Source organism: Streptomyces sp. NPDC040718, from assembly GCF_055593565.1.
The window spans coordinates 111,980-134,705 of sequence record NZ_JBVIXO010000007.1; the positions used below are offsets into that span (position 1 = coordinate 111,980).

At 73.3% G+C, this 22,726-nt stretch carries 21 protein-coding genes; 4 read left to right on the top strand and 17 right to left on the bottom strand.

Going from position 1 to position 22,726, the window contains the following annotated elements; translation table 11 throughout:
• Positions 1–62: 62 nt before the first annotated feature.
• The 15 genes from ACZ597_RS19710 to ACZ597_RS19780 all read right to left on the bottom strand — a co-directional run bounded on the left by ACZ597_RS19710 (position 63) and on the right by ACZ597_RS19780 (position 17,544).
• Positions 63–1,082: an ABC transporter ATP-binding protein gene (locus ACZ597_RS19710; RefSeq protein WP_471331610.1), complete on the bottom strand. Its 1,020-nt coding sequence runs from the start codon at positions 1,080–1,082 to the stop codon at positions 63–65.
• A complete protein-coding gene (locus ACZ597_RS19715; RefSeq protein WP_471331613.1) occupies positions 1,079–2,107 on the bottom strand; it encodes an ABC transporter ATP-binding protein in 1,029 nt (342 codons plus the stop codon). Before ACZ597_RS19715 ends, ACZ597_RS19710 begins: the two co-directional genes overlap by 4 nt.
• Positions 2,107–3,093 carry an ABC transporter permease gene (locus ACZ597_RS19720; protein ID WP_471331616.1) on the bottom strand — a complete coding sequence of 329 codons (987 nt, stop codon included), beginning with the start codon at positions 3,091–3,093 and terminating at the stop codon, positions 2,107–2,109. Before ACZ597_RS19720 ends, ACZ597_RS19715 begins: the two co-directional genes overlap by 1 nt.
• A complete protein-coding gene (locus tag ACZ597_RS19725) occupies positions 3,090–4,055 on the bottom strand; it encodes an ABC transporter permease (protein ID WP_471331618.1) in 966 nt (321 codons plus the stop codon). The genes ACZ597_RS19720 and ACZ597_RS19725 overlap by 4 nt, the downstream gene beginning before the upstream one ends.
• Before the next feature lie 22 nt (positions 4,056–4,077).
• Complete coding sequence (locus ACZ597_RS19730; protein ID WP_471331621.1) at positions 4,078–5,820, bottom strand: ABC transporter substrate-binding protein; 1,743 nt, start codon at positions 5,818–5,820, stop codon at positions 4,078–4,080.
• 215 nt (positions 5,821–6,035) lie between these two features.
• On the bottom strand, positions 6,036–6,746 hold the full coding sequence (locus tag ACZ597_RS19735; RefSeq protein WP_470970975.1) for a GntR family transcriptional regulator: 711 nt from the start codon (positions 6,744–6,746) through the stop codon (positions 6,036–6,038).
• A gap of 56 nt (positions 6,747–6,802) precedes the next feature.
• Complete coding sequence (locus ACZ597_RS19740) at positions 6,803–7,768, bottom strand: ornithine cyclodeaminase family protein (RefSeq protein ID WP_471331624.1); 966 nt, start codon at positions 7,766–7,768, stop codon at positions 6,803–6,805.
• Positions 7,765–8,784: a proline racemase family protein gene (locus ACZ597_RS19745; protein ID WP_471331625.1), complete on the bottom strand. Its 1,020-nt coding sequence runs from the start codon at positions 8,782–8,784 to the stop codon at positions 7,765–7,767. Before ACZ597_RS19745 ends, ACZ597_RS19740 begins: the two co-directional genes overlap by 4 nt.
• Complete coding sequence (locus ACZ597_RS19750; RefSeq protein WP_471331628.1) at positions 8,781–9,785, bottom strand: proline racemase family protein; 1,005 nt, start codon at positions 9,783–9,785, stop codon at positions 8,781–8,783. Before ACZ597_RS19750 ends, ACZ597_RS19745 begins: the two co-directional genes overlap by 4 nt.
• A gap of 18 nt (positions 9,786–9,803) precedes the next feature.
• Complete coding sequence (locus tag ACZ597_RS19755; protein WP_471331631.1) at positions 9,804–10,730, bottom strand: dihydrodipicolinate synthase family protein; 927 nt, start codon at positions 10,728–10,730, stop codon at positions 9,804–9,806.
• Between the two features lie 76 nt (positions 10,731–10,806).
• A complete protein-coding gene (locus tag ACZ597_RS19760) occupies positions 10,807–12,333 on the bottom strand; it encodes an FAD/NAD(P)-dependent oxidoreductase (RefSeq protein ID WP_471331634.1) in 1,527 nt (508 codons plus the stop codon).
• Complete coding sequence (locus ACZ597_RS19765) at positions 12,314–12,625, bottom strand: (2Fe-2S)-binding protein (protein WP_471331636.1); 312 nt, start codon at positions 12,623–12,625, stop codon at positions 12,314–12,316. Before ACZ597_RS19765 ends, ACZ597_RS19760 begins: the two co-directional genes overlap by 20 nt.
• A 202-nt stretch (positions 12,626–12,827) precedes the next feature.
• A complete protein-coding gene (locus ACZ597_RS19770; RefSeq protein ID WP_471331639.1) occupies positions 12,828–13,982 on the bottom strand; it encodes an NAD(P)/FAD-dependent oxidoreductase in 1,155 nt (384 codons plus the stop codon).
• Between the two features lie 92 nt (positions 13,983–14,074).
• Positions 14,075–16,465 carry a collagenase gene (locus ACZ597_RS19775; RefSeq protein ID WP_471331642.1) on the bottom strand — a complete coding sequence of 797 codons (2,391 nt, stop codon included), beginning with the start codon at positions 16,463–16,465 and terminating at the stop codon, positions 14,075–14,077.
• A 176-nt stretch (positions 16,466–16,641) separates the two neighbouring features.
• On the bottom strand, positions 16,642–17,544 hold the full coding sequence (locus tag ACZ597_RS19780) for a LysR family transcriptional regulator (protein WP_471331645.1): 903 nt from the start codon (positions 17,542–17,544) through the stop codon (positions 16,642–16,644).
• Between the two features lie 102 nt (positions 17,545–17,646).
• Here ACZ597_RS19780 and ACZ597_RS19785 point away from each other — a divergent pair, with 102 nt between their 5' ends.
• Positions 17,647–18,393 carry an SDR family NAD(P)-dependent oxidoreductase gene (locus ACZ597_RS19785; protein ID WP_471331648.1) on the top strand — a complete coding sequence of 249 codons (747 nt, stop codon included), beginning with the start codon at positions 17,647–17,649 and terminating at the stop codon, positions 18,391–18,393.
• Between the two features lie 32 nt (positions 18,394–18,425).
• Positions 18,426–18,635: a tautomerase family protein gene (locus ACZ597_RS19790; RefSeq protein ID WP_386270637.1), complete on the top strand. Its 210-nt coding sequence runs from the start codon at positions 18,426–18,428 to the stop codon at positions 18,633–18,635.
• Positions 18,636–18,641: 6 nt separating this feature from the next.
• On the opposite strand, the gene ACZ597_RS19795 is transcribed toward ACZ597_RS19790, so the two are convergent.
• Both ACZ597_RS19795 and ACZ597_RS19800 read right to left on the bottom strand, forming a co-directional pair.
• Positions 18,642–19,040, bottom strand: coding sequence for a RidA family protein (locus tag ACZ597_RS19795; protein ID WP_471331651.1), 399 nt, complete (start codon positions 19,038–19,040; stop codon positions 18,642–18,644).
• Entirely contained in the window at positions 19,037–20,161 is a 1,125-nt protein-coding gene (locus ACZ597_RS19800; protein WP_471331654.1) for an acyl-CoA dehydrogenase family protein, read from the bottom strand. The genes ACZ597_RS19795 and ACZ597_RS19800 overlap by 4 nt, the downstream gene beginning before the upstream one ends.
• A gap of 134 nt (positions 20,162–20,295) precedes the next feature.
• Here ACZ597_RS19800 and ACZ597_RS19805 point away from each other — a divergent pair, with 134 nt between their 5' ends.
• Together ACZ597_RS19805 and ACZ597_RS19810 are read left to right on the top strand one after the other, a co-directional pair.
• Positions 20,296–21,915, top strand: coding sequence for an AMP-binding protein (locus tag ACZ597_RS19805; RefSeq protein ID WP_471331657.1), 1,620 nt, complete (start codon positions 20,296–20,298; stop codon positions 21,913–21,915).
• A 4-nt stretch (positions 21,916–21,919) separates the two neighbouring features.
• A complete protein-coding gene (locus ACZ597_RS19810) occupies positions 21,920–22,726 on the top strand; it encodes a PaaX family transcriptional regulator (RefSeq protein ID WP_471331659.1) in 807 nt (268 codons plus the stop codon).

A 22,726-nucleotide genomic window follows, 5' to 3' on the forward strand; every position in this document is an offset into this window, starting at 1 on the left:
CGGACGGAGGGGCCCCGGAGACTTCGTCGTCTCCGGGGCCCCTCCTCTTCCCGTGATCCCCGTCAGTCACCCGGGAAGTGACAGGCCACCTCTCGCGAGGCGGCGGGCCGCAACAACGGCCGCTCGGTGCGGCAGACCTCCTGCGCCTTGGGACAGCGCGGGTGGAAGGTGCAGCCCGGGGGCGGGGCGGCCGGGCTCGGCGGGTCGCCGAGCAGCACGATCCGCTCCCGTCGCCGCTCCGCCGCCGGGTCCGGCAGCGGTACGGCGGACAACAGCGCCCGGGTGTAGGGGTGCTGCGGGTTCTCGTAGAGGGACTTCTTGTCCCCCATCTCGACGATCCGGCCGAGGTACATGACCGCCACGCGGTCGCTGACCCGCTTGACCACCGAGAGGTCGTGGGCGATGAACACGTAGGCGAGGCCCAGTTCGGCGCGCAGCCGCTCCATCAGGTTGACGATCTGCGCCTGGACGGAGACGTCGAGGGCGGAGACCGGCTCGTCGGCGATGACCAGCCGGGGGCTGGTGGCCAGCGAGCGGGCGATGCCGATGCGCTGGGCCTGGCCGCCGGAAAACTCGTGCGGGTAGCGGTCGATGTGCTCGGGGATCAGGCCGGTCAGCTCCATCAGCTCGGCGGCCCGGCGGCGGGCGTCCGCCGCGCTCCAGCCCTGCACCAGCAGCGGGTCGGAGATGATCCGGGCCACTGTCTGGCGGGGGTTGAGGGAGGAGTGCGGGTCCTGGAAGACCATCTGGACGTCGCGGCGCAGGGGGCGCAGCGCCGACTGGGAGAGCCGGCTGATGTCCCGGCCGTCGAAGGTGATGCTGCCCGAGGTGGGCTCCAGCAGCCGCACCAGCATCCGGCCGGTGGTGGACTTGCCGCAGCCGGACTCGCCGACGAGGCCGAGGGTGCGGCCGGGCTCCAGGTCGAAGGAGATCCCGTCGACGGCCCGGACGGGCGCCGCCCGGCGACCGGTCAGCGACCGCTTGCCGGGGAAGGTCATGGTCAGGTCGCGTACGGAGAGCAGGGGCCCGGCCGGGTCGTCCGGCCGCGCGGCCCGCTCCCGGCTGGTGGCCGGGGCGGTCATCGGGACACCTCCGGGGTGGGGGCGGGTACGGGGGCGGGGCCCGCGAAGTGGCAGGCCGCGGTCCGGTCCGGGGATCCGTACGGGCGCAGCTCGGGCAGTTCGCCCGTGCAGCGCTCCCGCTCCTGCGGCGGGCCGGCGGCGGCGCGCGGGCAGCGGGGGGCGAAGGCGCAGCCGGGGCCCCGGTTGAGGAGCGAGGGCGGGGAGCCCGGGATGGAGGGAAGCGGTTCGTCGTCGGGGCTGTCGAGGCGGGGCAGGGAGTCGAGCAGGCCCCGGGTGTACGGGTGTGCGGGGTCGGCGAACAGTGCGTCCGCCGGGGCCTGTTCGGCGGCCCGGCCGCCGTACATGACCAGGACCTCGTGGGCGACGCGGGCCACCACCCCCAGGTCGTGGGTGATCATCACGACGCCGAGGCCGCGTTCCTCCTGGAGGCGGGCGATCAGTTCGAGGATCTGGGCCTGGACGGTGACGTCGAGGGCGGTGGTGGGCTCGTCGGCGATGAGCAGGTCGGGTTCGCAGGCCAGGGCCATGGCGATCATGGCGCGCTGGCGCATGCCGCCGGAGAACTGGTGGGGGTACTCGCCGGCGCGGCGGGCCGGTTCGGGGATGCCGACCTCGCCGAGCATGTCGACGGCGCGTTTGCGGGCGGCGGCGCGCCCGGCGCGGAAGTGCACCCGGAAGTGCTCGGCGATCTGCTCGCCGACGGTGTAGTAGGGGTGCAGGCTGGACAGCGGGTCCTGGAAGATCATGGCCATCCTGCGGCCGCGGACCTTGGCCAGTTCCTTCTCGGGCAGGCCGTGCAGCTCCTGTCCGGCGAGCCTGACGGAGCCGGTGACCTCGGCGCCGGTGCGGTGCAGGCCCATGACGGCGAGGGAGGTGACGGACTTCCCGGATCCGGATTCGCCGACGATGCCGAGGGTGCGGCCCGCTTCGACGGTGAAGCCGAGCGAGTCGACGGCGTGGACCGTCCCGCGCGGGGTGCTGAACGTGACGTGCAGGTCGCGCACTTCGAGCAGCGGGGTGGTCATCAGTACCTCACCCTCGGGTCGACTACGGCGTACAGGAGGTCGACGGCGAGGTTCGCGACGACGATGAAGAAGGCGGCGAGCAGGGTGACCCCGAGGACCACGGGCTGGTCGGAGCTGACGAGGGCGCCGTAGAAGAGCCTGCCGATGCCGGGGAGTCCGAAGATGGACTCGGTGATGACGGCGCCGGCGAGGAGCCCGCCGAGGTCCATGCCGAAGATGGTGAGGATGGGGGTCATTCCGGAGCGGAGCCCGTGTTTGACGACGACGGTCCGTTCGGGCATGCCCTTGGCGCGGGCGGTGCGGATGTAGGGCTCGGCCATCGCCTCGATCATCGAGCCGCGGCTCTGGCGGGCGTACATGGCGGCGTAGAGCAGGGCGAGCGCGGTCCAGGGCAGGAGCAGGTTCGCGGCCCAGGCGAGGGGGTCGTCGGTGAAGGCCTGGTAGCTGGGGTAGGGCAGCAGTCCGGCGGTGCGGATGACTCCGTAGATGAGCATCACGGAGGTGAAGTAGACGGGCAGGGAGGCCGCGGCGACGGCGCCGACCATGAGGGCCTTGTCGGTGGCGGTGTCCTTGCGCAGCGCGGCGGTGACGCCGGCGCCGAGGCCCAGCAGGAGCCAGAGTGCGGCGGCGCCGACGGCGAGGGAGGCGGAGACCGGGAGCCGGTCCATCAGCAGGTCCCAGACGGGCAGGGAGTTCTCGTACGAGTAGCCCAGGCAGGGGAAGTCGCACTGGACGGCGTACTGGCCGGAGCCGAGGGTGCGGCCGGTGAAGATGCCGGTGAGGAAGTCGGTGAACTGCCGCCACAGGGGCTGGTCGAGGCCCAGGTACTCGCGTACGTCGGCCAGCCGTTCGGCACTGCACGTCTTGCCGCAGGCCGCGGCGGCCGGGTCGGTGGGCAGGACGTAGAAGATGAGGAAGGTGACGGCCGCGATGGCGAGGAGCACGCCGGCCAGGGCGAGCAGGCGGCGCAGCAGGTAGAGGATCAACTGCGGCCGCCCCTCGGGTCGAGGATGTCGCGCAGGGCGTCGCCGAGGAGGGTGAAGGCGAGGACGGCGAGGAAGAGGAAGACGCTCGGGATGACGAAGTACATGGGGTCGGTCTCGTAGAAGGCCACGGACTCGGCGATCATCTGGCCCCAGGACGGGGTGGGCGGGCGGACCCCGACGCCGAGGTAGCTGAGCGCGGCCTCGGTGCTGATCATGCCGGGGATGAGCAGGGTGGTGTAGGCGATGACCGGGCCGGAGACGCCCGGGAGGATGTCGCGGGTCAGGATGCGCCAGGCGCTCGCGCCGCCGACGCGGGCGGCGTCGACGTACTCGCGGTGTTTGAGGGAGAGGGTCTGGCCCCGGACGACGCGGGCGACGCCGGGCCAGCCGAAGAGGCCGATGACGGCGGTCATCAGGACGATGCGGTTGACGTCCTTGGCCACCGACAGCATCGCGATCATGAAGATCAGCGAGGGGAAGGACATGGTGAGGTCCATCAGCCGGGACAGGACGGCGTCCGTGCGGCCGCCGAAGTAGCCGGCGGCGATGCCCGCGGCGGTTCCGGCGAGGACGACGATGGCGGTGGCGGTGAAGGCGATGAGCAGGGAGACCTGGGCGCCGTGTACGACGCGGGCGAACAGGTCGCGGCCGGTGACGGGTTCGACGCCGAGCCAGTGCTCGGGGCTGATCCCGCCGAGGGAGCCCAGCGGCAGGCCGCCGAGGTAGGGGTCGACGGCGCTCTTGTCGAACTCCTCGGGGGACCATCCGCCGAGCGCTCCGAGCCAGGGGGCGGTGGCGGCCATCAGGACGAAGAGGAGGACGACGCAGGCGCTGACGCGGACGGCGGGGCGGCGGCGCAGTTCCCGCCGGGCGAGCTGCCAGGGGCTGCTGCCCGGCGCCGCCGCGGGACGGGCGGTCGCGGCGTCGGGGGCGGGGGCGGCGCCGGGTGCGGTGGTGGTCATGGTGTCGGGGCCTCGGGCTTCCTCAGCCCTGGCTCTTCGACGGGTCCTTGAGGCCGACGGTCCCGTAGTCGATGGTGCCGGTCCAGACGGGGTGGCCGTAGGCGCCGGCGATGTTGGTGCCGATGAGCAGCGGCTTGCGCTCCAGCAGGACCGGGATGGACGGGGACTTCTTCATGATCTCGGCGTCGAGGTCGATCCAGGCCTGGTTGGCCTGCTTGGCGTCGGCCATGGCGTTGATCTCGTCGATCCGCTTCATGGTGGCCTCGTCGCGGAACTGGGAGTAGTTGCCCTGGTTGCCCTTGTCCTTGACGGTGCGTCCGTCGAAGACGAAGGGGATCCAGGTGGAGCCGGAGGGGTAGTCGGGGCACCAGCCGGTGAGGGTCATGTCGGGCGTGGTGGAGAGGTCGCCGATGACGTCGTAGTAGGCGCCGGGGTCGACGGTGTCGATGACGACCTGCACCCCGGCGCGGGACAGGCCCTGCTGGATGGCCTCGGCCTTGCCCTTGTCGCCGGTGGAGACGGACAGGGAGACCTTCAGGTTCTCCTTGCCGGCGGCCTTGAGGAGCTCCTTGGCCTTGGCGGGGTCGCCGGACGGGGCGATCTTGAGGGTGTCGGCCTGCTTGCCGCCGGTCAGGGCCGGGGGCAGGTAGGCGGTGGCGACCTCGTTGAGGGCGGGCCCGCCGCCGGCCGTGACCACGGCCTCCTTGTCGACGGCGTACTGCATGGCCTCGCGGACCTTGGGGTCGTTGAAGGGGGCGCGGGAGTTGTTCAGGTGGAGCATCTCGGTACAGCCCTGGGACTCGGCGAGCAGCCGCGACTTGATGTCGGGCTTGGGCAGCACCTTGGGGGCGCTCTCGGGCCTCATGTCCTGGTACTCGACGGCGGAGGCGTCGGCGCCGTCGCCGGCGATGATCCGGTCGTCGACCTGGCCGGGCTTGAGGCCCATGACGACCACGAACTTGTCCGGGTAGGCCTTGCGGACGGTGTCGGTCTTGGGGTCCCAGTGCTCGTTGCGGACGAGGACGAGCTTCTTGTCGCGGTCGTACGTCTCGATCTTGTACGGGCCGGAGGAGAAGGGGCGGGCGTCGTACTGGGTGCCCTTCTCCTGGGACTGGGGGACGGGCGCGAAGGTCGGCAGGGTGGCGGTCGCGGAGAACTCGGCGACGGGGCGCTTGAGCTCGAAGACGATCGTCCGGTCGTCGGGGGTCTTGACGGAGTCGAGGTGCTGTCCCTGGAGGGGGCCCTTGTAGCCGTCGGCGCCGGCCAGGTACTGGGCGGCGTAGTCGGGGCCGCCGGTGAGGTCGGGGGCGAAGGAGCGCTCGACGTTGTACTTGACGTCCTGCGCCTTGATGGGGCTGCCGTCCTCGTACTTCAGGCCCTCCTTGAGGGTGAAGGTCCAGGTGCGGCCCCCGTTGGAGGGGGTGCCCAGGTCGGTGGCGAGGTCGGGGACCAGTTCGCTGCCGGCCTTGCCGGGCTCGGCCTTGAAGGTGACGAGCGTGCGGTAGAGCAGCCGGGTGCCGAAGTCGATGGTCGGCAGCGTCCAGTTGCGGGCCGGGTCGAGGTGGGAGAAGTCCTGGTTGGACAGGACGGTGAGGGTGCCGCCCTTGGCGGGGGTGCCGCCGAGGACCTTCCCGTCGTTGGCCGCGGCGGGGTTGGACGCGCCTGCGGCCGCGGGGCCCTTCTTGGTGTCGGAGCAGCCCGAGGCGCCGAGTACGAGCGTCGCCACCAAGGCGGTGGCGAGGGTGAGCTGGGTGCGCTTGGTCATGGGTCACTCCAGGGAAGGGCCGCGCTTTAGGGTGTGACCGGTAACATAGTAATGTGAAATTGTACTGACAAGAGGTTGCCGCCGCCGTTATCCAGCCGTGTCCAAAACCGGTGCGGGAAACGCGAGTTGGGCCCGGACCAGAAGGTCCGGGCCCAAAGGGCGTACGGGGTACGGGGATCAGCCCGGCCGGCGCGGGCTCGGGAGCCGGACCGGGGTCAGAGGCCCGAGCCGAGGCGGCCCTGGGGGCGGCCCACGGGCTCGTCGCGGCCCTGCGCCCAGAGGGAGCGGACGTGACCCAGGTGGCGCTGCATGCAGGCCTCGGCCGCCTCCGCGTCACCGGCGATCATCAGGTCGAGCAGCTCGATGTGCTCCTCGGCGGAGGAGACCAGCTTGCCGGCCTCGTCCAGGCCCGTCAGGCCGTACAGCCGGGAGCGCTTGCGCAGGTCGCCGACGGTCTCGACCAGGCGCTCGTTGCCCGCGAGGGCGAGCAGTCCCAGGTGGAAGCGGCGGTCGGCCTCCAGGTAGCCGATGAGGTTGTGCTCGCGGGCGCTGCTGACGATCTCCTCGGCGACGGGGCGCAGCTGCTCCAGCTGCTCCGCCGTGGCCATCCTGGTGACCCGGCCGACGGTCGGGACCTCGATCATCGTGCGCAGCTCGGTGTACTGGTCGAGGTCGCGCTCGCTGACCTCGGTGATCCGGAAGCCCTTGTTGCGGACCGGCTCCACCAGGCCCTCGCGGGCGAGGTCCAGCATGGCCTCGCGGACCGGGGTGGCCGAGACCCCGAGCTCGGCGGCGAGGCCCGGGGCCGAGTAGACGCTGCCGGGGCGCAGCTCGCCCGCTATCAGCGCGGCGCGCAGGGCATGGCCGACCTGGTCGCGCAGCCGCTCCTGGGCCTTGATGAGACTGTGCTGCTTCAGGTCACCCATTGCTCTTCCTCCGAGACCCCGCACACCACCGACGTGCGGAGGAACAGCGTACAATGTCACGTTTCGCTGCTCGCTCCGGTCGCGTGGTAGATCGCCACCGCGACGGCAAGATCTTCCCAGGCCATGCCCACGCTCTTGAAGAGCTGTGGACAACTCGGCCTCCCGCCCGTGGAACTGCGTCCCGCGACCAGGTCGGCGAGGGTGCCGGCGATATGACCGGGCCCGATCGCCCCCTCGGCCTCCGGCACCAGCAGGTCCCCCGCCTCCCGCAGCGCCGCCGCCCGCGACTCCACGTACACCGCCGCGCGTCGCACGAGGGCGGTGTCGGTCTCCCGCGCGTCCGGCTCGTGCGAGCCGACGGCGACGACCACCGCTCCCGGGGCGACCAGCCGCCCGTCGAAGAGCGGCTCGCGGGCGGTGGTGCAGCACAGGACCAGATCGGCGCCGGCCACGTCGGCGGGCGTGCCCGTGCGGGCCGGGACCCCCAGGTCCCTGGCGTGCGCGGCCAGCTTCTCCGCGCGGCCCGGGTCGCGGGCCACCACCACCGCCCCGGCCAGGTCCCGCAGTTCCAGCACCGCTTCGAGGTGCCCGTACGCCTGCGGTCCCGAGCCGAACAGCACCAGCCGCAGCGGGCGTCCGGGGGCGGTCAGGTACCGCAGGGCGAGCGCGGAGACCGCCGGGGTGCGCAGGGCGGTCAGGGCCGCGCCCTCCAGGAGGGCCAGCGGGCGCAGGGTGGGCCCGTCCAGCAGGAGGTAGCTGCCGGTGATCCGGGGCAGTCCCCGCGCCGGATTGCCCGGGGCCACCCCGGCGACCTTCACCCCGGCGTAAGCGCCCGACGCGGCCGGCATGAGCAGCAGTTCGCCGCCGGGCGCGGGCACGCTGGTGCGCTGCGGGCAGGCCTCCGGGTCCAGGCCGGCGCGCAGGGCGGCCTCCAGGGCGTCGGCGGCCCGCGCGGTGGTGAGCAGGCCCGCCGTCTCACGGGCGTCCAGCTGGAGCAGGCCCGTCGCGGGGAGGCCCGTCACAGCAGGAAACCCGCGCCGAGGGCGTCGTACGGGTCGGCGGTGAACGCGTGCTCGCCGGTGCGGTAGGCGGTCCCGGTGACCTCGGTGACCCCGTCCGCGAGGATCCGTCCGGTGAAGACCGTGCCGGTCACCGACTCGTGCAGCAGGTCCTCCCCCGCCGCGAGCCGGCCGTCCTCCGCCAGCAGCGCGAGCCGGGCGGAGCTGCCGGAGCCGCAGGGCGAGCGGTCGACCTGCCCGTCGGCGAAGACGGTGACGTTGCGCTGGTGCGGCCCGAAGGGGGTGTCGGGCAGCTCCTCGTACAGCACCACCCCGTAGACCCCGGAGAGGAGCGGGCCGCCCGGGTGCCAGGTCGCCGGGTGGGTGGCGAGGGCGGCGCGGATCTCCCGTCCGGCGCGTACGAGTTCGGGCAGGGCGGCGCGGGTCACCTCCAGGCCGAGGTCCCGCGCGGCGGCGGACGCGTAGCAGGCCCCGGCGTGGGCGATGTCCACCTCCGCGAGGCCGAGGGTGGTGGCCACCGGGACCTTGCGGGCGGCCACCCGGGCCGGGACGTTGCGGAAGGTGACCCCGGTGGTGCGGCCCCCGGACCGGTGGACGGTGGCGGCGACCCGGCCCGACGGCACGTCGATGCGCACCTGGGCGTCCCCGTCGTCGGGCGCCGCGACGCGGCCCGTGTCCACGGCCCAGGCGCCGAGCGCCATGGTGCCGTGGCCGCAGGCGGTGGAGTAACCGTCCTTGTGCCAGAACAGCACCCCGAGGTGGGCCCCGTCGTCGTCCGGGGGCACCACGAACCCGCCGTACATCCCGGCGTGCCCGCGCGGCTCCTGCACCAGCAGGCGCCGTACCTCGTCCAGGGGGCTGCGGCGCGGCATGGTGCCGGAGCCCCCGGGGCCGATGGCGGTGGCACAGCGCTCGGCGACGGTGTCGCCGGGGACGGGGGGCAGCCCGCCGGAGGTGGTGTCGACGATGCGGAAGGGCTCCCCCGCCGTGTGGTAGTCGGTGGTGCGGACGGTGGTCACAGCAGGAACCCTCCGGGGAAGGGGTCGGTCGGGTCGAGGAAGTACTGGGCGGTGCCGGTGATCCAGGCCCGCCCGGTGACGGTGGGGACCACGGCCGGCCTGCCTCCGGCGGTGGTCTCCCCGACGAGCCGGCCGGTGAACTCGGTGCCGATGAAGGACTCGTTGACGAAGTCCGTGCCGAGCGGCAGCAGCCCCCGGGCGTGCAGCTGGGCCATGCGCGCACTGGTCCCCGTACCGCAGGGCGAGCGGTCGAACCAGCCGGGGTGGATGGCCATGGCGTGCCGGGAGCGGCGGGCGTCGGAGCCGGGGGCGGCGAGGTAGACGTGCTTGATCCCGGCGATGGAGGGGTTCTCGGGGTGGACGGGGCGGTCCGCGGAGGCGTTGACCGCGTCCATGACCGCGAGTCCGGCGGCGACCAGGTCGTCCTTGCGGGCCCGGTCGAAGGGGAGCCCGAGGGCGTCGAGTTCGACGAAGGCGTAGAAGTTGCCGCCGTAGGCGAGGTCGTAGGTGACCGTGCCGAAGCCCGGCACCTCGGCCTTCAGGTCGAGGCCCACGCAGAAGGACGGGACGTTGGTGAAGGTGACGGCGGTGGCCGCGCCGTCCTCGACGCGTACGTCGACGCTCACCAGTCCGGCCGGAGTGTCGAGCCGGACCGTCGTGACCGGCTCGACGGCCGGGACCATGCCGGTCTCGACCAGGACCGTGGCCACCCCGATCGTCCCGTGCCCGCACATCGGCAGCAGGCCCGACACCTCGATGTACAGCACGCCGAAGTCGGCGTCGGGCCGGGTGGGGGGCTGCAGGATCGCACCGCTCATCGCCGCGTGGCCGCGCGGCTCGTACATCAGCAGGGTGCGGACGTGGTCCATGTGCTCCATGAAGTGGAGCCGCTTCTCGGCCATGGTGGCGCCGGGGATCACCCCGACACCCCCGGTGATCACCCGGGTGGGCATGCCCTCCGTGTGGGAGTCCACGGCGTGGTAGATGTGGCGCGTGCGCATGTGCGGTCCCCCCTGGGACTAGTTGAGGCCTTCGGCGAGGGCCTTCTCGGTGGCGGCGCGCACGGCGGCCTCGATCTCCCCGGTGAGCGGGAAGCGCGGGGGGCGGGTGCCGCCGCCGGGGCGTCCGGCGAGGTCCATCGAGAGCTTGATGGCCTGGACGAACTCGGTCTTGGAGTCCCAGCGCAGCAGGGAGTGCAGGGACTTGTAGAGCGGCAGGGCGGTGGCGAGGTCGCCGGCCACGGCGGCCCGGTACAGGGTGGCGCAGGACTGCGGCAGGGCGTTCGGGTAGCCGGCGATCCAGCCGACGGCCCCGGCGAGGGCGAGTTCGAGCAGGACGTCGTCGGCGCCGATGAGCAGGTCGAGGCCGGGTGCGAGTTCCGCGATCTCGTACGCCCGGCGGACGTCGCCGCTGAACTCCTTGACGGCGACGATGCTGCCGTCGGCGTGCAGGCGGGCGAGGAGGGAGGGGGTCAGGTCCACCTTGGTGTCGTACGGGTTGTTGTACGCGACCACCGGCAGGCCCGACCGGGCGACCTCCGCGTAGTGGGCGCGCACGGTCTCGTCGTCGGCCCGGAAGGCGTTGGGGGGCAGGAGCAGGACGGAGCCCGCGCCGGCCTCGGCGGCCTGGTCGGCCCAGCGGCGCGCCTCGGCGCTGCCGTACGCGGCCACGCCGGGCATCACGCGGGCGCCGTCGCCCGCGGCTTCGACGGCGGTGCGGACGACGCGGGCCCGCTCCTCGTCGGTGAGGGTCTGGTACTCGCCGAGGGAGCCGTTGGGGACGACGCCGTCGCAGCCGTTGGCGATGAGCCAGGCGACGTGTTCGGCGTAGGCGTCGTAGTCGACGGTGAGGTCCGCGCGCAGGGGCAGGGCGGTGGCGACCATGATGCCGTGCCAGGGGCGGGTGCGGGTGTCGACGCCGGTCGCGGGGATGGGCGCGTGGTTCATGAGGAGACTCCCTAGTGTGGTGTGTGACATTTTACTAGTGGGTGTGAGGTGGCCACAAGGGTCAGGGCGGACCCGATCAGCGGCCGTGGGCGGGAAGTTCGGCGTCCGGGGACTGCTGCTGCGGAGCCGGCTGCTCCAGGGCGGCGAGGAGGCGCAGCGGGACCGGGCAGGACAGGGGGCGGCGGTCCGCCGCCGGGTCCGAACCCGCCAGCGCCGCCACGGCCGGACCGCACATCCGGCCCTGGCACCAGCCCATTCCGGCCCGGGTGAGCAGCTTGACGGTACGGGCGTCCCGCGCGCCGAGTTCCTCCACCGCCTCGCGGATGCGGCCCGCCGGGACCTCCTCGCAGCGGCACACGTCCGTCTCCTCCCGCAGCCAGCCGGTCCAGCCGGAGCCCGGCCGGTGGGCGGCGGCCATCGCGTCGGCGAAGGCGCGCAGCCGGGCGCGTCGCCGGATGAGGGCGGCGGGGGCGGAGGCCGACGCGGGACGTCCGGCGGGGGGTCGGGTGGCGAACACCCGGGCGGCGATCGCGTGGGCGGCGATCTCCCCCTCGGCGAGGGCCAGTTCGGCGCCGCCGATACCGCCCGTCTCGCCGGCGGACCAGATGCCGGGGACGGAGGTCCGCTGCTCCGCGTCCACGTCGAGGGCGGCCGTGCCGTCGGCGGCGGAGCGGGTGGCGCAGCCGAGGCCGGTGGCCAGCTCCAGCTGGGGCACCAGCCCGTGGCCCACCGCGAGGGCGTCGCAGGGGATCCGGCGGGCGGTACCGGGCAGCGGGCGCCAGTCGCCGTCGAGGCGGGCGATGGTGACGGCCTCGACCCGGGTGGTGCCGTGCGCCTCGGTGACGGCGTGCCGGGTGAGCAGGCGGATGCCGTGGCGCAGCAGGGCGCCGCCGTACGTGGCGCCTTCGGCGAGCTTGGCGGGGTTGCGGAGCAGGGCGGGGGCCTGGGGAGCGTAGGCGGTGTACGAGGCGGCCTCGACGACCGCGGGGACGATGGCCCCGGCGGCGGCGAGGGAGCCGGCCACGGCGAGGAGGAGGGGGCCGGAGCCGGCGACGACGACGCGGCGGCCGGGCAGGACGAGGTTGTTCTTCAGCATGGCCTGGGCGCCGCCGGCACCGACGACTCCGGGGAGGGTCCAGCCGGGGAAGGGCAGCTGGCGCTCGTAGGCGCCGGTGGCGAGGAGGACGTGGCGGGCGCGGAGGGCGGCGGGGGTCTCGTCGGGGCCGTGGCCTGCGATCGCGTGGAGGGTCCATTCCGTGCCGGCCGGAACGACCGTCCAGACGTGGTGGGCCGGGAGGTACGTGATGCGGCCCGCCGCCTGGTGCGCGCGGAGGGCGGCTTCGCGGGTGGCGAAGGCGCGCCAGCCGTGGTGCAGGGCCTGGGGGCGGGTGGCGCCGAGGCCGGGGGCGGGGTGGCGGTAGAACTGGCCGCCGGGGCGGTCGGCGGCGTCGAGGAGGGTGACGCGCAGGCCGAGGCGGGCGGCGGTGACGGCCGCGGCCAGGCCGGCGGGGCCGGCGCCGATGACTGCCAGGTCGGCGGTCGGGGCGGTGTGGTCCGGGGCGGTCTGGTCCGGGGCGGTGCTGTCAGACGGCGAGGTCGGCATGGCCGGTGCCTTCCTGGGTGGTGACGGAGTCTCCGGGGCGGGCGGGGACGAGGCAGGCCCGCTGGTTGGGGCGCCCGTTGACGGTGACGAGGCAGTCGTAGCAGGCGCCGATGCCGCAGAAGGCCCCGCGGGGGGTGCCGGCCTCGCGGGTGGTGCGCCAGGCGAGGATGCCGGCCGCCCAGAGGACGGCGGCGATGGACTGGCCCTCCTGGGCGGGGAGTTCGCGGCCGTCGAAGGCCAGGGGGAACGTGGCCGCCGGGCTGCCGCCCACCAGCTCGCGGGGGCTGCGCATCAGGGTCTCCTCGGGGGTGCGTCTGCCCTGGCCGGGCGGGGTGCGTCTGCCCTGGCCGGGCGGGGTGCGTCTGCCCTGGCCGGGCGGGGTGCAGGGGTCGGGGTCGGGGCCGGGGTGGGGTGTCGTCCGGGACGGGCGTCGATGTTCGGCGCCCGATCCGGATCCGGTTGTGCGAGGTGCCTCGCGCCGAATTCATCTCGTTTCAGTCCCGGACGACACCCCACCCCGTCCCCGCCCCCTCCGGGAAGCGGTCCGGGCGGAACGGGTGCAGGGACGCCGGGGGTTCGGCTCCGGTGAGCGAGGCCGCGATCAGGGATCCCGTTGCGGGGGCCAGGCCGATGCCCGCACCCTCGTGGCCGCAGGCGTGGAAGAGGCCCGGCACCCGGGGGTCGGGGCCGATCGCCGGGAGGTGGTCCGGGAGGTACGGGCGGAAGCCGTGGTAGGTGCGCATGACGCGGACGTCCGCCAGGAAGGGGAAGAGGGCCGCTGCCTGGGCGGCCAGGCGGCGGACGGCTTCGGTGGAGAGGGTCCGGTCGAAGCCGACGCGTTCGCGGGTGGCGCCGATGAGGACCGGCCCGGAGGGGGTGCCCTCCACCACCCCCGAGGACTGCAGGGCCGCGGAGTCGCTGGCCACGTCGGCGATGTAGTCGGCCGCGTAGACCTTGTGGCGGACCACTCGGGGCAGGGGTTCCGTCACCAGGACGAAGCCCCTGCGGGGAAGGACGGGAAGGTGCGTGCCGGCCAGGGCGGCGACCGCTCCGGCCCACGTGCCCGCCGCGTTGACGACGGCGGGTGCGTGGAGGGTGCGGTGGGTTGTGCGGACACCGCGGATCGTTCCCGACTCCTGGATGAACCCGGCGACCTCCTCGTTCGGATACAGCTCGGCGCCCGACGCCTTGAGGAGCTGGGCCGCCGCCTGGGCCGGCTGGATCTGGGCGTCCTGGGGGTAGTGGAAGCCGCCCGCCAGGCCCGGGGCCAGGTGGGGTTCCAGGTCGTGCAGGGCGTCCGGGCCCACCTCGGTGGAGAGGACCCCTGCGGCGCGCTGGCCCTCGGCGAAGTGGCGCAGGGCCTTGAGGGTGGTTTCGTCCGGGGCGACGACCAGGCCGCCCTTGGGTTCGTACTCGATGGCGTGCGGGAGTTCGGCGGAGAGGGTCCGCCAGAGTTCCGTCGAGAGGAGGGCCAGTTCGAGTTCGGGCCCCGCCTCCTTGTCGGAGACGAGCAGGTTCCCTTCGCCCGCGCCGGTGGTGCCGCCCGCGACGGGGCCGCGGTCCACCACCGCCACGGAGAGGCCGGAGCGGCTCGCGTAGTACGCGCACGCGGCTCCGACGACGCCGGCGCCAATGATCACGACGTCCATGGTCAGTAATATGTCACATTCTTTTGAGAGTGCCTAGGGTGGCCCGGCCGGCCCCGCCCCCCGTGCGGACACGGGGCCGGCCGGGCGCGGGGTCAGCTGCGGAGCGGGCCTTCGCAGCTGTAGGAGGAGGTGGCCGCCGCCTTGTTGTCCCAGATCTCCACCGGGCCGAAGGAGCAGTTCATGTCGGCCAGGTTGTTGGAGGCGGCGCCCGCCCGGTCGAGGATGAAGTAGTCCACCGTCTCCGACATGTCCTTGAAGTTCTGGTCGTCGCTGCGCCAGTTCTTCAGGTTCGCGGTGATCCGGCCGGTGCAGGTGAAGCGGCGCTTGCCGGGGTCGCCGTTCTCCACGCAGTCGGGGGTGTTGTACGTGGCCGCCGCGAAGGAGGACTTCACCGACGCGAGCGCCGCATCGCGCAGCTGCCCGTTCGGCGTGAAGACGGTGTTCGGGACGTAGAGCTGGTCCACCTTGGCGATCTGGGCGTCCAGGAAGCGGTTGTAGTCGCGCTGGAGGTAGGTGTCCGCGCCCGTGCGGTGGCGCCACGCGTCGTACCCGGCGACGTCGTTGGCGCGCAGGTACCCGTACATCTCGCGCAGCAGCGAGGGCTTCTCGGTCCACAGGAACTCGAAGAAGGTGCCCGCGTAGCTGTAGAAGCGGAAGCCGTCGCCGTCGTAGGTGGCGTTGAGCAGCTGCTCGACGGTCATGCGGGGGCCGCCGCCGGCGGTGTCGCTGATGATGCTCTTGACCAGGGACTTGCGGACGGCGATGCCGTTGTCGCGGGTGGCGCCGTCGAAGAACTCGGCGGTGCCCTCGTCCATGGCGGTCGTGCGGTCGCCCTCGTACCAGGGGCCCTGGCCGAAGAAGCCGGGGACGGCGAAGCGGCCGTTGAGGTAGTGCGTGTACTCGTGGCGGAAGAGCTCTTCCAGGGTGAGGGAGGAGTCCTGCGGGACGCGGCGCTGGTAGGTGTAGAAGGTGGCGCCGTTCTCGATGTAGATGCCGCCGTTGTTGGTGCCGTAGCCGGTCAGGATCGGGTGGTAGTTCTCGTAGTCGGCGCGGGAGGCGTAGAGCACGATGTTGAGGGTGCTGTTGGGGTCCCCGGCGAGCGGCTGGTCGGTGCCTATCACGCGGTGGAACTGCGTCTTGACCTGCTTGCTGGCGTAGTAGAGCTGGTCGACGGTGGCCTTGTCGAGGGCGGTGCGGACCTTGATGGCGCCGTTGTCGTAGCTGTAGGTGTACGGGAAGATCTGCTTCTCGATGTCCTCCTTGCAGACCCCGTACGGCTTGCAGGCCCCGTAGAAGTTGAGCCAGGAGACGATCTTCGCCCAGACCTCGCTGCCGTGGCCGGACTTGACGCGGTCCAGCATGCCGCCGAGGTCGGCGACGACCTGGTCCCTGAGACCCTCCACCTGGCCGAAGCGGGCGTACTCGCTGAGGGCGTCGCGCACCACCCAGGCGTTGCCGGTGCCCTTGAGGTAGGTGTAGTCGGCGAAGGCCTTGAAGGCGGCGCGGTACGAGGCGTCCCCCGCGACCGCCGCGTGGAAGGCCGTGTCCTGGTTGCCCGGGTAGACGCCCAGGTAGTTGGTGGAGAGGGCGGCGAGGACGGCGCCCGCCCAGCCGGCGTCGAGGTTCGTGGCCGGGTGCGCCGGGTCCATGGTGGCCAGGACCTTCTTGATCAGGCCGAGCTGGTGGTGGCGCAGGCCCGGGCCTGCGGCGTAGAGGGCCTCGCGCAGGGTGCGGGCGTTGGTCGGGGTGACCTCGAAGGTCCGCGCGGCGTTGCCGAAGTCGTCGATGGCCTGGCGTATCGCGGCGGTGGTGGGGGCGTCGGTGACGTCGATCTCGTCGCGCGAGAAGTCGTGGTACGCGACGGCGTGCAGGTAGGTGAACATCTCCTCCAGGTGGGAGGAGTTACGGCCGTCGTGGGCGGCGGCCAGGCTGGATATCCGGCGGGAGACGGCCTGGACGTGGGCGTCGGACATGACGGGCGCCAGGCGGGCGTCCCAGGTCCAGATGAGTCCGCGCAGACAGCCGTCGGCGGTGACGGCCTGGTCGCCGAGGAAGTCGGCGAACTGCTCCGGGGTGAGGTTCTTGATCCCGTCGAGGGTGCAGGGGACGCCGGCGGCGACGCTCTTCGCGGTGGGCGCGGCCTGGGCGGACTTGCGGTTCTTCTCCGCGCGTTCGGCGCTCGCGGCGGAACCCGGGGCCTGCACGGCCGGGGCGGCGCCGGGCACCCGGCCGTCGGTGACGGCCCCGCCGCCGGGGGCCGGGGCGGGAGCCGGGACGAGCGGCTTGGCGTCGGCCAGGCGGTCGACCTCGTCGAAGGGGTTGGGCGCCGTGGCGGCGGCACCCTGGGCTCCGGCGGAGAAGGCGGTGGCCGGGGTGCCGGCGCGCTCGGCGGCCTGGGTCGAGGCCTGGCCCGCGGTGGCGAGGAGGGTGACCGTGACGGCGGTGGCGAGGAGAGACGTACGCACAGCTCTGTGCTGGAACACCGATGACTCCTGTTGGGAGGGAGGTGGGGGAAAGGTGCGAACTGCCCTGCGTCACGCGGCGTTTGACGGGGATTAACGTGCCGCGGTGTGAGCTGTAACATAGTAATGTGAAATTGCACTGACAAGACCTAGGTGCACACCAGTTCAGAACTTCTTGAGCGGGACGCCCTGAAGACTCAGGCCTCGGCCTTGAGGTGGGTCAGGAGCTCCTCGACGAAACCCTCCAGGTGGGGCGGGTGGGGGCCCGTCCGGGTGGCGCAGAACCAGGTCCGGGTCAGCGGCTGTTCGCCCATCCGGACCAGCGCCAGGCCGTGCGAGGCCGTGTAGGGGGCGGCCGTCCAATTGGGCAGCACCGCCACCCCCTGGCCGCCCGCCACCATCTCCACCACCAGGTCGGTCACCACCGGCATCGTGGTGATCCGGCCGGGCCGGGCGCCGGCGGGGATCGGCAGCGGCTCCGCGGGGATGCGCCGCTGGTCGTAGAAGTCGTAGAGGACCAGGTCGACGCCGTCGAAGTCGCCGGCGGTCAGGTACGGGAGCCCCGCCCAGGGATGGCCGGCGGGCACCACCGCCACCATCTCGTCCTCGAAGAGCCGGGTCAGGGTCACCCGGTCCATCTGCGCGTCCGGCTTCGTGACGAGCGCGACGTCGACCCTGTCGGCGAGCAGCGCCGGGATCGGGGCGTCGTCGGGGACGGTCATGATCCGCACCTCGATGTCCGGCTGCCGCTCACGGTAGGCGCGCAGCACGGGCGGCAGCCACGGGAAGGTGGTGCTGCACTGGGCGGCGAAGCGCACCCTCCGGTCGCGGCCGTCGCGGAGGTCGCGCAGGTCCCGGGTGGCCGACTCCAGCTCGCCGAGGATGCGGTGGGCGGCGACGAGCATCCGGCGGCCGGCCGCGTTGGGCACCAGGCGGCGGCCCCGCCGGTCGAACAGCCGCATCCCCAGGCGGTCCTCCAGCCGGGTCAGCCGCTGGCTGAGGGCGGGCTGGCTGACGTAGAGCCGCTCGGCGGCGGCGGTCAGGGAGCCCGTCTCGGCGGTGGCGTCGAGGAGTTCCAGGTCACGCAGATCCACATCCATAACCGTGGATTATCCCATGCTCCAATTTCCGTCGTGGTGTTATCGGTTGAGGGATCATACGTTTCCGGTGTCACCTCGAACCTCCCGAAAGGCACCGGAGACATGACCGACACCACGACCCGCCGCACCGCCCTGATCACCGGATCCTCCAGCGGCATCGGCCTCGACATCGCCCGGGCCTTCCTGGCCGACGGCGCCAACGTGGTCCTGAACGGCCGCGACGGCGACCGCCTCGCCAAGGCCGCGGCCGGCCTCGGACACCCCGGGCGGACCGCGTGGGCCGCGGGGTCCACCGCGGCGCCGGAGACCGGCGAACTGCTCGTGCGCACCGCGCTGGAGCGCTTCGGCCGCATCGACGTGCTGGTCAACAACGCCGGCACGTTCGCCTCCAAGCCGTTCACCGAGGTGACCGGGGAGGAGCTCGACGGCTTCCTCACCGGCAACCTCAAGGGCACCTACCTCACCACGCAGGCCGTCGTGCGGGCCCTGCGCGCCCAGGGCCGGGGCGGCAGCATCGTCAACATCGGCACCACGCTGGTGGACCACGCGATCGCCGGCTTCCCGGCCACCGCCCCGGTCGTCAGCAAGGCAGGCGTGCACGCCCTGACGACGAGCCTGGCCGCCGAACTCGCGGCGGACGGCATCCGCGTCAACCTGGTGGCGCCGGGGATCGTCCGCACACCGCTGCACTCCGGCGCCGACGTGGACTCCTTCGGCGGTCTCGCCCTGCTGGACCGGGTCGGCGAGGTCTCGGAGGTCTCCGAGGCGGTGCTGTACCTGGCGGGAGCCGACTTCGTCACCGGCCACGCGCTGCGCGTGGACGGCGGCCACGTCACCGGCCGCCCCTGACCCCGCCCGCCCCCGACGGAAGGACTTCCGCCATGCCGTACGTGAACGTCAGGATCACCCGCGAGGGAGCCACGGCCGCCCAGAAGGCCGAGATCATCGCCGGTGTCACCGACCTGCTGGTCAGGGTCCTGGACAAGGACCCCGCCACCACCTTCGTCCTCATCGACGAAGTCGCCCTGGAGGACTGGGGCGTGGGCGGGGTCACGACCGACGAGTACCGCCGCCGGGCGGTGAAGGGCTAGGACCCCCTACGGGAGCACCGCGATTCCGTCCAGTTCGAGCTGGGCCTCGGTGTCCCACAGGCGGACCACCCCGACGACCGCCATCGCCGGGTAGTCGCGGCCCGCGAGGCGGTGCCAGACGCGGCCCAGTTCGGCGGCGTGCGCGCGGTAGGCCTCCACGTCCACCGCGTACACCGTCACCCGGGCCAGGTCGGACGGGTGGCCGCCGGCCGCGGCGAGGGCGGTCAGCAGGTTGGACAGGGCGCGCTCGAACTGCTCCGGCAGGCTCTCGCCGACGACTTTCCCGGAGCCGTCCAGCGCGGTCTGGCCGGCCAGGAAGACGATCCGCGAGCCGGTCGCCGACACCGCGTGGGAGAAGCCGGTGGCGGGGGACAGCTCGGGCGGGTTGAGGCGTTCGGGGCTCATCGCGCGGCCACCCCCCGGTAGAGCTCCTTGGCGATGATGGTGCGCTGCACCTCGCTCGCCCCCTCGTAGATCCTGGGCGCCCGCACCTCCCGGTAGAGGTGCTCCAGCAGGTGGCCCCGGCGCAGGGCGGCCGCGCCGTGCAGCTGGACGGCGTGGTCCACCACGTACTGGGCCGTCTCCGTGGCGAGGAGCTTGGCCATGGCGGCGCGGCGCGGGACGTCGGACGCGCCGCTGTCGTACGCCCCGGCCGCGGCGTACACCAGCAGCCGGGCGGCCTCGGTGCGGGTGGCCATCTCCGCCACGCGGTGCGCGACCGCCTGGAGGTCGGCGAGCACCCCGCCGAAGGCGGTCCGGCCGGCCGTGTGGGCCAGGGCCGCGTCGAGCGCGGCACGCGCCATGCCGACCGCGAAGGCGCCCACGCTGGGCCGGAAGAGGTTCAGGGTCTCCATCGCGACGCGGAACCCCTGTCCGGGCTCGCCCAGTACGTCGTCGCGGCCGACGGGTACCCCGTCGAAGGCGAGCGAGCCGATCGGGTGCGGGGAGAGCATCTCCAGGGCCTCGCCGGTCAGCCCCGGGCGGTCCGCCGGGACCAGGAAGGCCGTGATGCCCTTCGCGCCCGCGGCCTCACCCGTACGGGCGAAGACGGTGTAGAAGTCGGCCTCGGGGGCGTTGGAGATCCAGCACTTGGTGCCCGCCAGCCGCCAGCCCGGCCCGTCCGCCTCCGCCGTCAGGGCGAGGGCCGCGGCGTCGGAGCCGGCGCCGGGCTCGCTCAGCGCGAAGGCCGCCACGTGGCGGCCGGCCAGGACCCCCGGCAGCCACCGCTCCCGCTGGGCCGCGCTGCCCGACCGGAGCACCGGATGCGCCCCGAGCCCCTGGAGGGCGAGGGCCGTCTCCGCCTCGGTACAGCCGTAGGCGAGGGACTCCCGCAGCAGGCACAGCTCCAGCGCGCCGGAGCCGAAGACCCGCTCCAGCAGGCCCAGTTCCCCCAGCTCGGCGAGCAGGGGCCGGTTCACCCGTCCGGGCTCGCCCTTCTCGGCGAGCGGACGCAGCCGCTCGCGCGCGAGGGCGCGCAACCGGCCGCACCATTCCTCTTGTTCCGCCCCGAGCGCGAATCCGGCCATCCGAATGCCCCCAAGTCCTGTCGACACTCTTATCGCGTCCTGTTGACTGCCGTCACCATCACGATACGCTCGGAATGCATTCGCACGGCCGGCTCCACCACAAAATCCGGACGTTGCAAGGGGGCGAACCCGCCTTGGAGCTCAAGCCATCCGCTCACGCCGACACCTTTGCCCGCGACCACCTGCCGCCCGCCCACGCCTGGCCGCAGCTCCTCTTCGAGCTGCCCGAACTGGCCTACCCGGACCGGCTGAACTGCGGCACCGAACTGCTCGACGCCACCATCGAGCGCTTCGGCCCGGACCGGCCCGCCTTCCGCGACGGCGCCGGCGGGGTGTGGTCGTACGGGGAGCTCCGCGCACGCGTCGACGCCCTCGCCCACGTCCTCACCATCGACCTCGGCGTCGTCCCCGGCAACCGGGTGCTGCTGCGCGGGCCCACCGGCCCCTGGCTCGCGGCCTGCTGGCTGGCGGTGATGAAGGCGGGCGCGGTGGCCGTCACCGTACTGGCCCAGCAGCGCGCCCAGGAGCTGGCCACGGTCTGCGCCATGGCCGAGGTGCGGCACGCCCTCTGCCACGTCGACGCCATCGACGACCTCGCCAAGGCCGAGGTGCCCGGACTGCGGATCACGCCCTACGGCGGCGCGGCCGGGGACGACCTGCTGCGGCTGGCCGAGGCGCACACCGCGCCCTACCCGGCCGTGGCGACCTCCGCCGACGACGTCGCGCTCATCGCCTTCACCTCCGGGACCACGGGCCGGCCCAAAGGCTGCATGCACTTCCACCGCGACCTCCTCGCCGTCGCCGACACCTTCTCCCGCCGCGTCCTGCGGCCGCGCCCCGACGACGTGTTCGCGGGCAGTCCGCCACTCGGGTTCACCTTCGGCCTCGGCGGACTGGTCGTCTTCCCGCTGCGCGCCGGCGCCTGCGCGCTGCTGCTGGAGCAGGCCACGCCCCGGGTGCTGCTGCCCGCCCTGGCCGAGCACCGGGTCACGGTGCTGTTCACGGCGCCCACCGCGTACCGGTCGATGCTGGACACCCTGGGCCCGTACGACACGGGGGCATACGACCTTGCGGCGCTGCGCCGCTGCGTCTCGGCCGGCGAGAACCTGCCCGCCGCGACCTGGCGGGCCTGGCACGAACGCACCGGACTGCGGATCATCAACGGCATCGGGGCCACCGAGCTGCTGCACATCTTCATCTCCGCCGCCGACGAGGACATCCGCCCGGGCACCACCGGCCGGGTGGTGCCCGGCTGGGAGGCGCGGGTGGTGGACCCCTCCGGGCGGCCCGTCGCCGACAACGAGCCGGGGCTGCTGGCGGTACGCGGGCCGGTGGGCTGCCGCTACCTCGCCGACCCCCGGCAGGGCGAGTACGTCCGGGACGGCTGGAACCTGACCGGCGACACCTACGTCCGCGACCCCGACGGCTACTTCCGCTACGTCGCCCGCGCCGACGACATGATCATCTCCTCGGGCTACAACATCGCGGGCCCCGAGGTCGAGGAGGCCCTGCTGCGCCACCCCGACGTGGCGGAGGCCGCCGTCGTCGGCCGCCCGGACGAGCGGCGCGGGCAGATCGTGGTGGCGTACACCGTGCCGCGCGACGGAGCGGTGCTCACGGAGGAGGCCCTGCGGACCTTCATGAAGGGGGAGCTGGCCCCGCACAAGTGCCCGCGCTCCTTCGTCTTCCTCCCCGCACTGCCGCGCACCCCCACCGGCAAACTCCAGCGGTTCCGGCTGCGCGATCTAAAGTGAACCCGTGGTCGAGCTGCACACTCCGCGATCTCTGATCGTCACCTTCTACGGCGCCTACGGGCGGTCCTTCGAGGGCGCCGTCCCGGTGTCCGCGCTGGTCCGCCTGCTGGGCGCGGCCGGGGTCGACGCGCCCTCCGTCCGCTCCTCGGTGTCCCGGCTGAAGCGACGCGGCTTCCTGGTGCCCGCGAAGGCCGCCGACGGCTCCGCCGGGTACGAGCCGTCCGAGGAGGCCCGGCTGCTGCTGGAGGACGGGGACCGGCGGATCTACGGAACCGTGCCGGTGTCCCCGGAATGGCTGGTCGTCGTCTTCTCCGTCCCGGAGCAGGAGCGGCACAAGCGGCACCTGCTGCGCTCGCGCCTGGCCCGGCTGGGCTTCGGCGCGGTGGCACCGGGCGTGTGGATCGCCCCGGCCCAGCTGGCCGACGAGACCGCGCACACCCTGGAGCGGCTGCACCTGACCGGGTACGTGGAGCTCTTCCGCGGCGCCCACACCGGTTTCGCCCCCACCGCCGAGGCGGTGGCCCGCTGGTGGGACCTGGCCGCGCTGGCCAAGCAGCACGAGGAGTTCCTCGACCGGCACGAACCGGTCCTGCGCGCCCTCCAGTCGGGCCCCGAGCCCACCCCCGAGGCCGCCTACCGGGCCTACCTGGCCGCCCTCGACACCTGGCGGCGGCTGCCCTACGCCGACCCGGGCCTGCCCCGCGAGCTGCTCCCGGCGGACTGGCCGGGCGACCGCGCCGCGGCCGTCTTCACGGAGCTCCACGCCCGGCTGCGCGATGCGGGCGCGCGCTTCGTGCGGGAGCGGCCGTAG

Bases quoted from the DNA above. Each gene is read 5' to 3' on its own strand.
- ACZ597_RS19795 (WP_471331651.1), bottom strand. From the start codon at position 19,040: ATGAGCCCCGAACGCCTCAACCCGCCCGAGCTGTCCCCCGCCACCGGC.
- ACZ597_RS19715 (WP_471331613.1), bottom strand. From the start codon at position 2,107: ATGACCACCCCGCTGCTCGAAGTGCGCGACCTGCACGTCACGTTCAGC.
- ACZ597_RS19785 (WP_471331648.1), top strand. From the start codon at position 17,647: ATGACCGACACCACGACCCGCCGCACCGCCCTGATCACCGGATCCTCC.
- ACZ597_RS19765 (WP_471331636.1), bottom strand. From the start codon at position 12,625: ATGCGCAGCCCCCGCGAGCTGGTGGGCGGCAGCCCGGCGGCCACGTTC.
- ACZ597_RS19710 (WP_471331610.1), bottom strand. From the start codon at position 1,082: ATGACCGCCCCGGCCACCAGCCGGGAGCGGGCCGCGCGGCCGGACGAC.
- ACZ597_RS19780 (WP_471331645.1), bottom strand. From the start codon at position 17,544: ATGGATGTGGATCTGCGTGACCTGGAACTCCTCGACGCCACCGCCGAG.
- ACZ597_RS19770 (WP_471331639.1), bottom strand. From the start codon at position 13,982: ATGGACGTCGTGATCATTGGCGCCGGCGTCGTCGGAGCCGCGTGCGCG.
- ACZ597_RS19755 (WP_471331631.1), bottom strand. From the start codon at position 10,730: ATGAACCACGCGCCCATCCCCGCGACCGGCGTCGACACCCGCACCCGC.
- ACZ597_RS19760 (WP_471331634.1), bottom strand. From the start codon at position 12,333: ATGCCGACCTCGCCGTCTGACAGCACCGCCCCGGACCAGACCGCCCCG.
- ACZ597_RS19750 (WP_471331628.1), bottom strand. From the start codon at position 9,785: ATGCGCACGCGCCACATCTACCACGCCGTGGACTCCCACACGGAGGGC.
- ACZ597_RS19725 (WP_471331618.1), bottom strand. From the start codon at position 4,055: ATGACCACCACCGCACCCGGCGCCGCCCCCGCCCCCGACGCCGCGACC.
- ACZ597_RS19735 (WP_470970975.1), bottom strand. From the start codon at position 6,746: ATGGGTGACCTGAAGCAGCACAGTCTCATCAAGGCCCAGGAGCGGCTG.
- ACZ597_RS19800 (WP_471331654.1), bottom strand. From the start codon at position 20,161: ATGGCCGGATTCGCGCTCGGGGCGGAACAAGAGGAATGGTGCGGCCGG.
- ACZ597_RS19730 (WP_471331621.1), bottom strand. From the start codon at position 5,820: ATGACCAAGCGCACCCAGCTCACCCTCGCCACCGCCTTGGTGGCGACG.
- ACZ597_RS19790 (WP_386270637.1), top strand. From the start codon at position 18,426: ATGCCGTACGTGAACGTCAGGATCACCCGCGAGGGAGCCACGGCCGCC.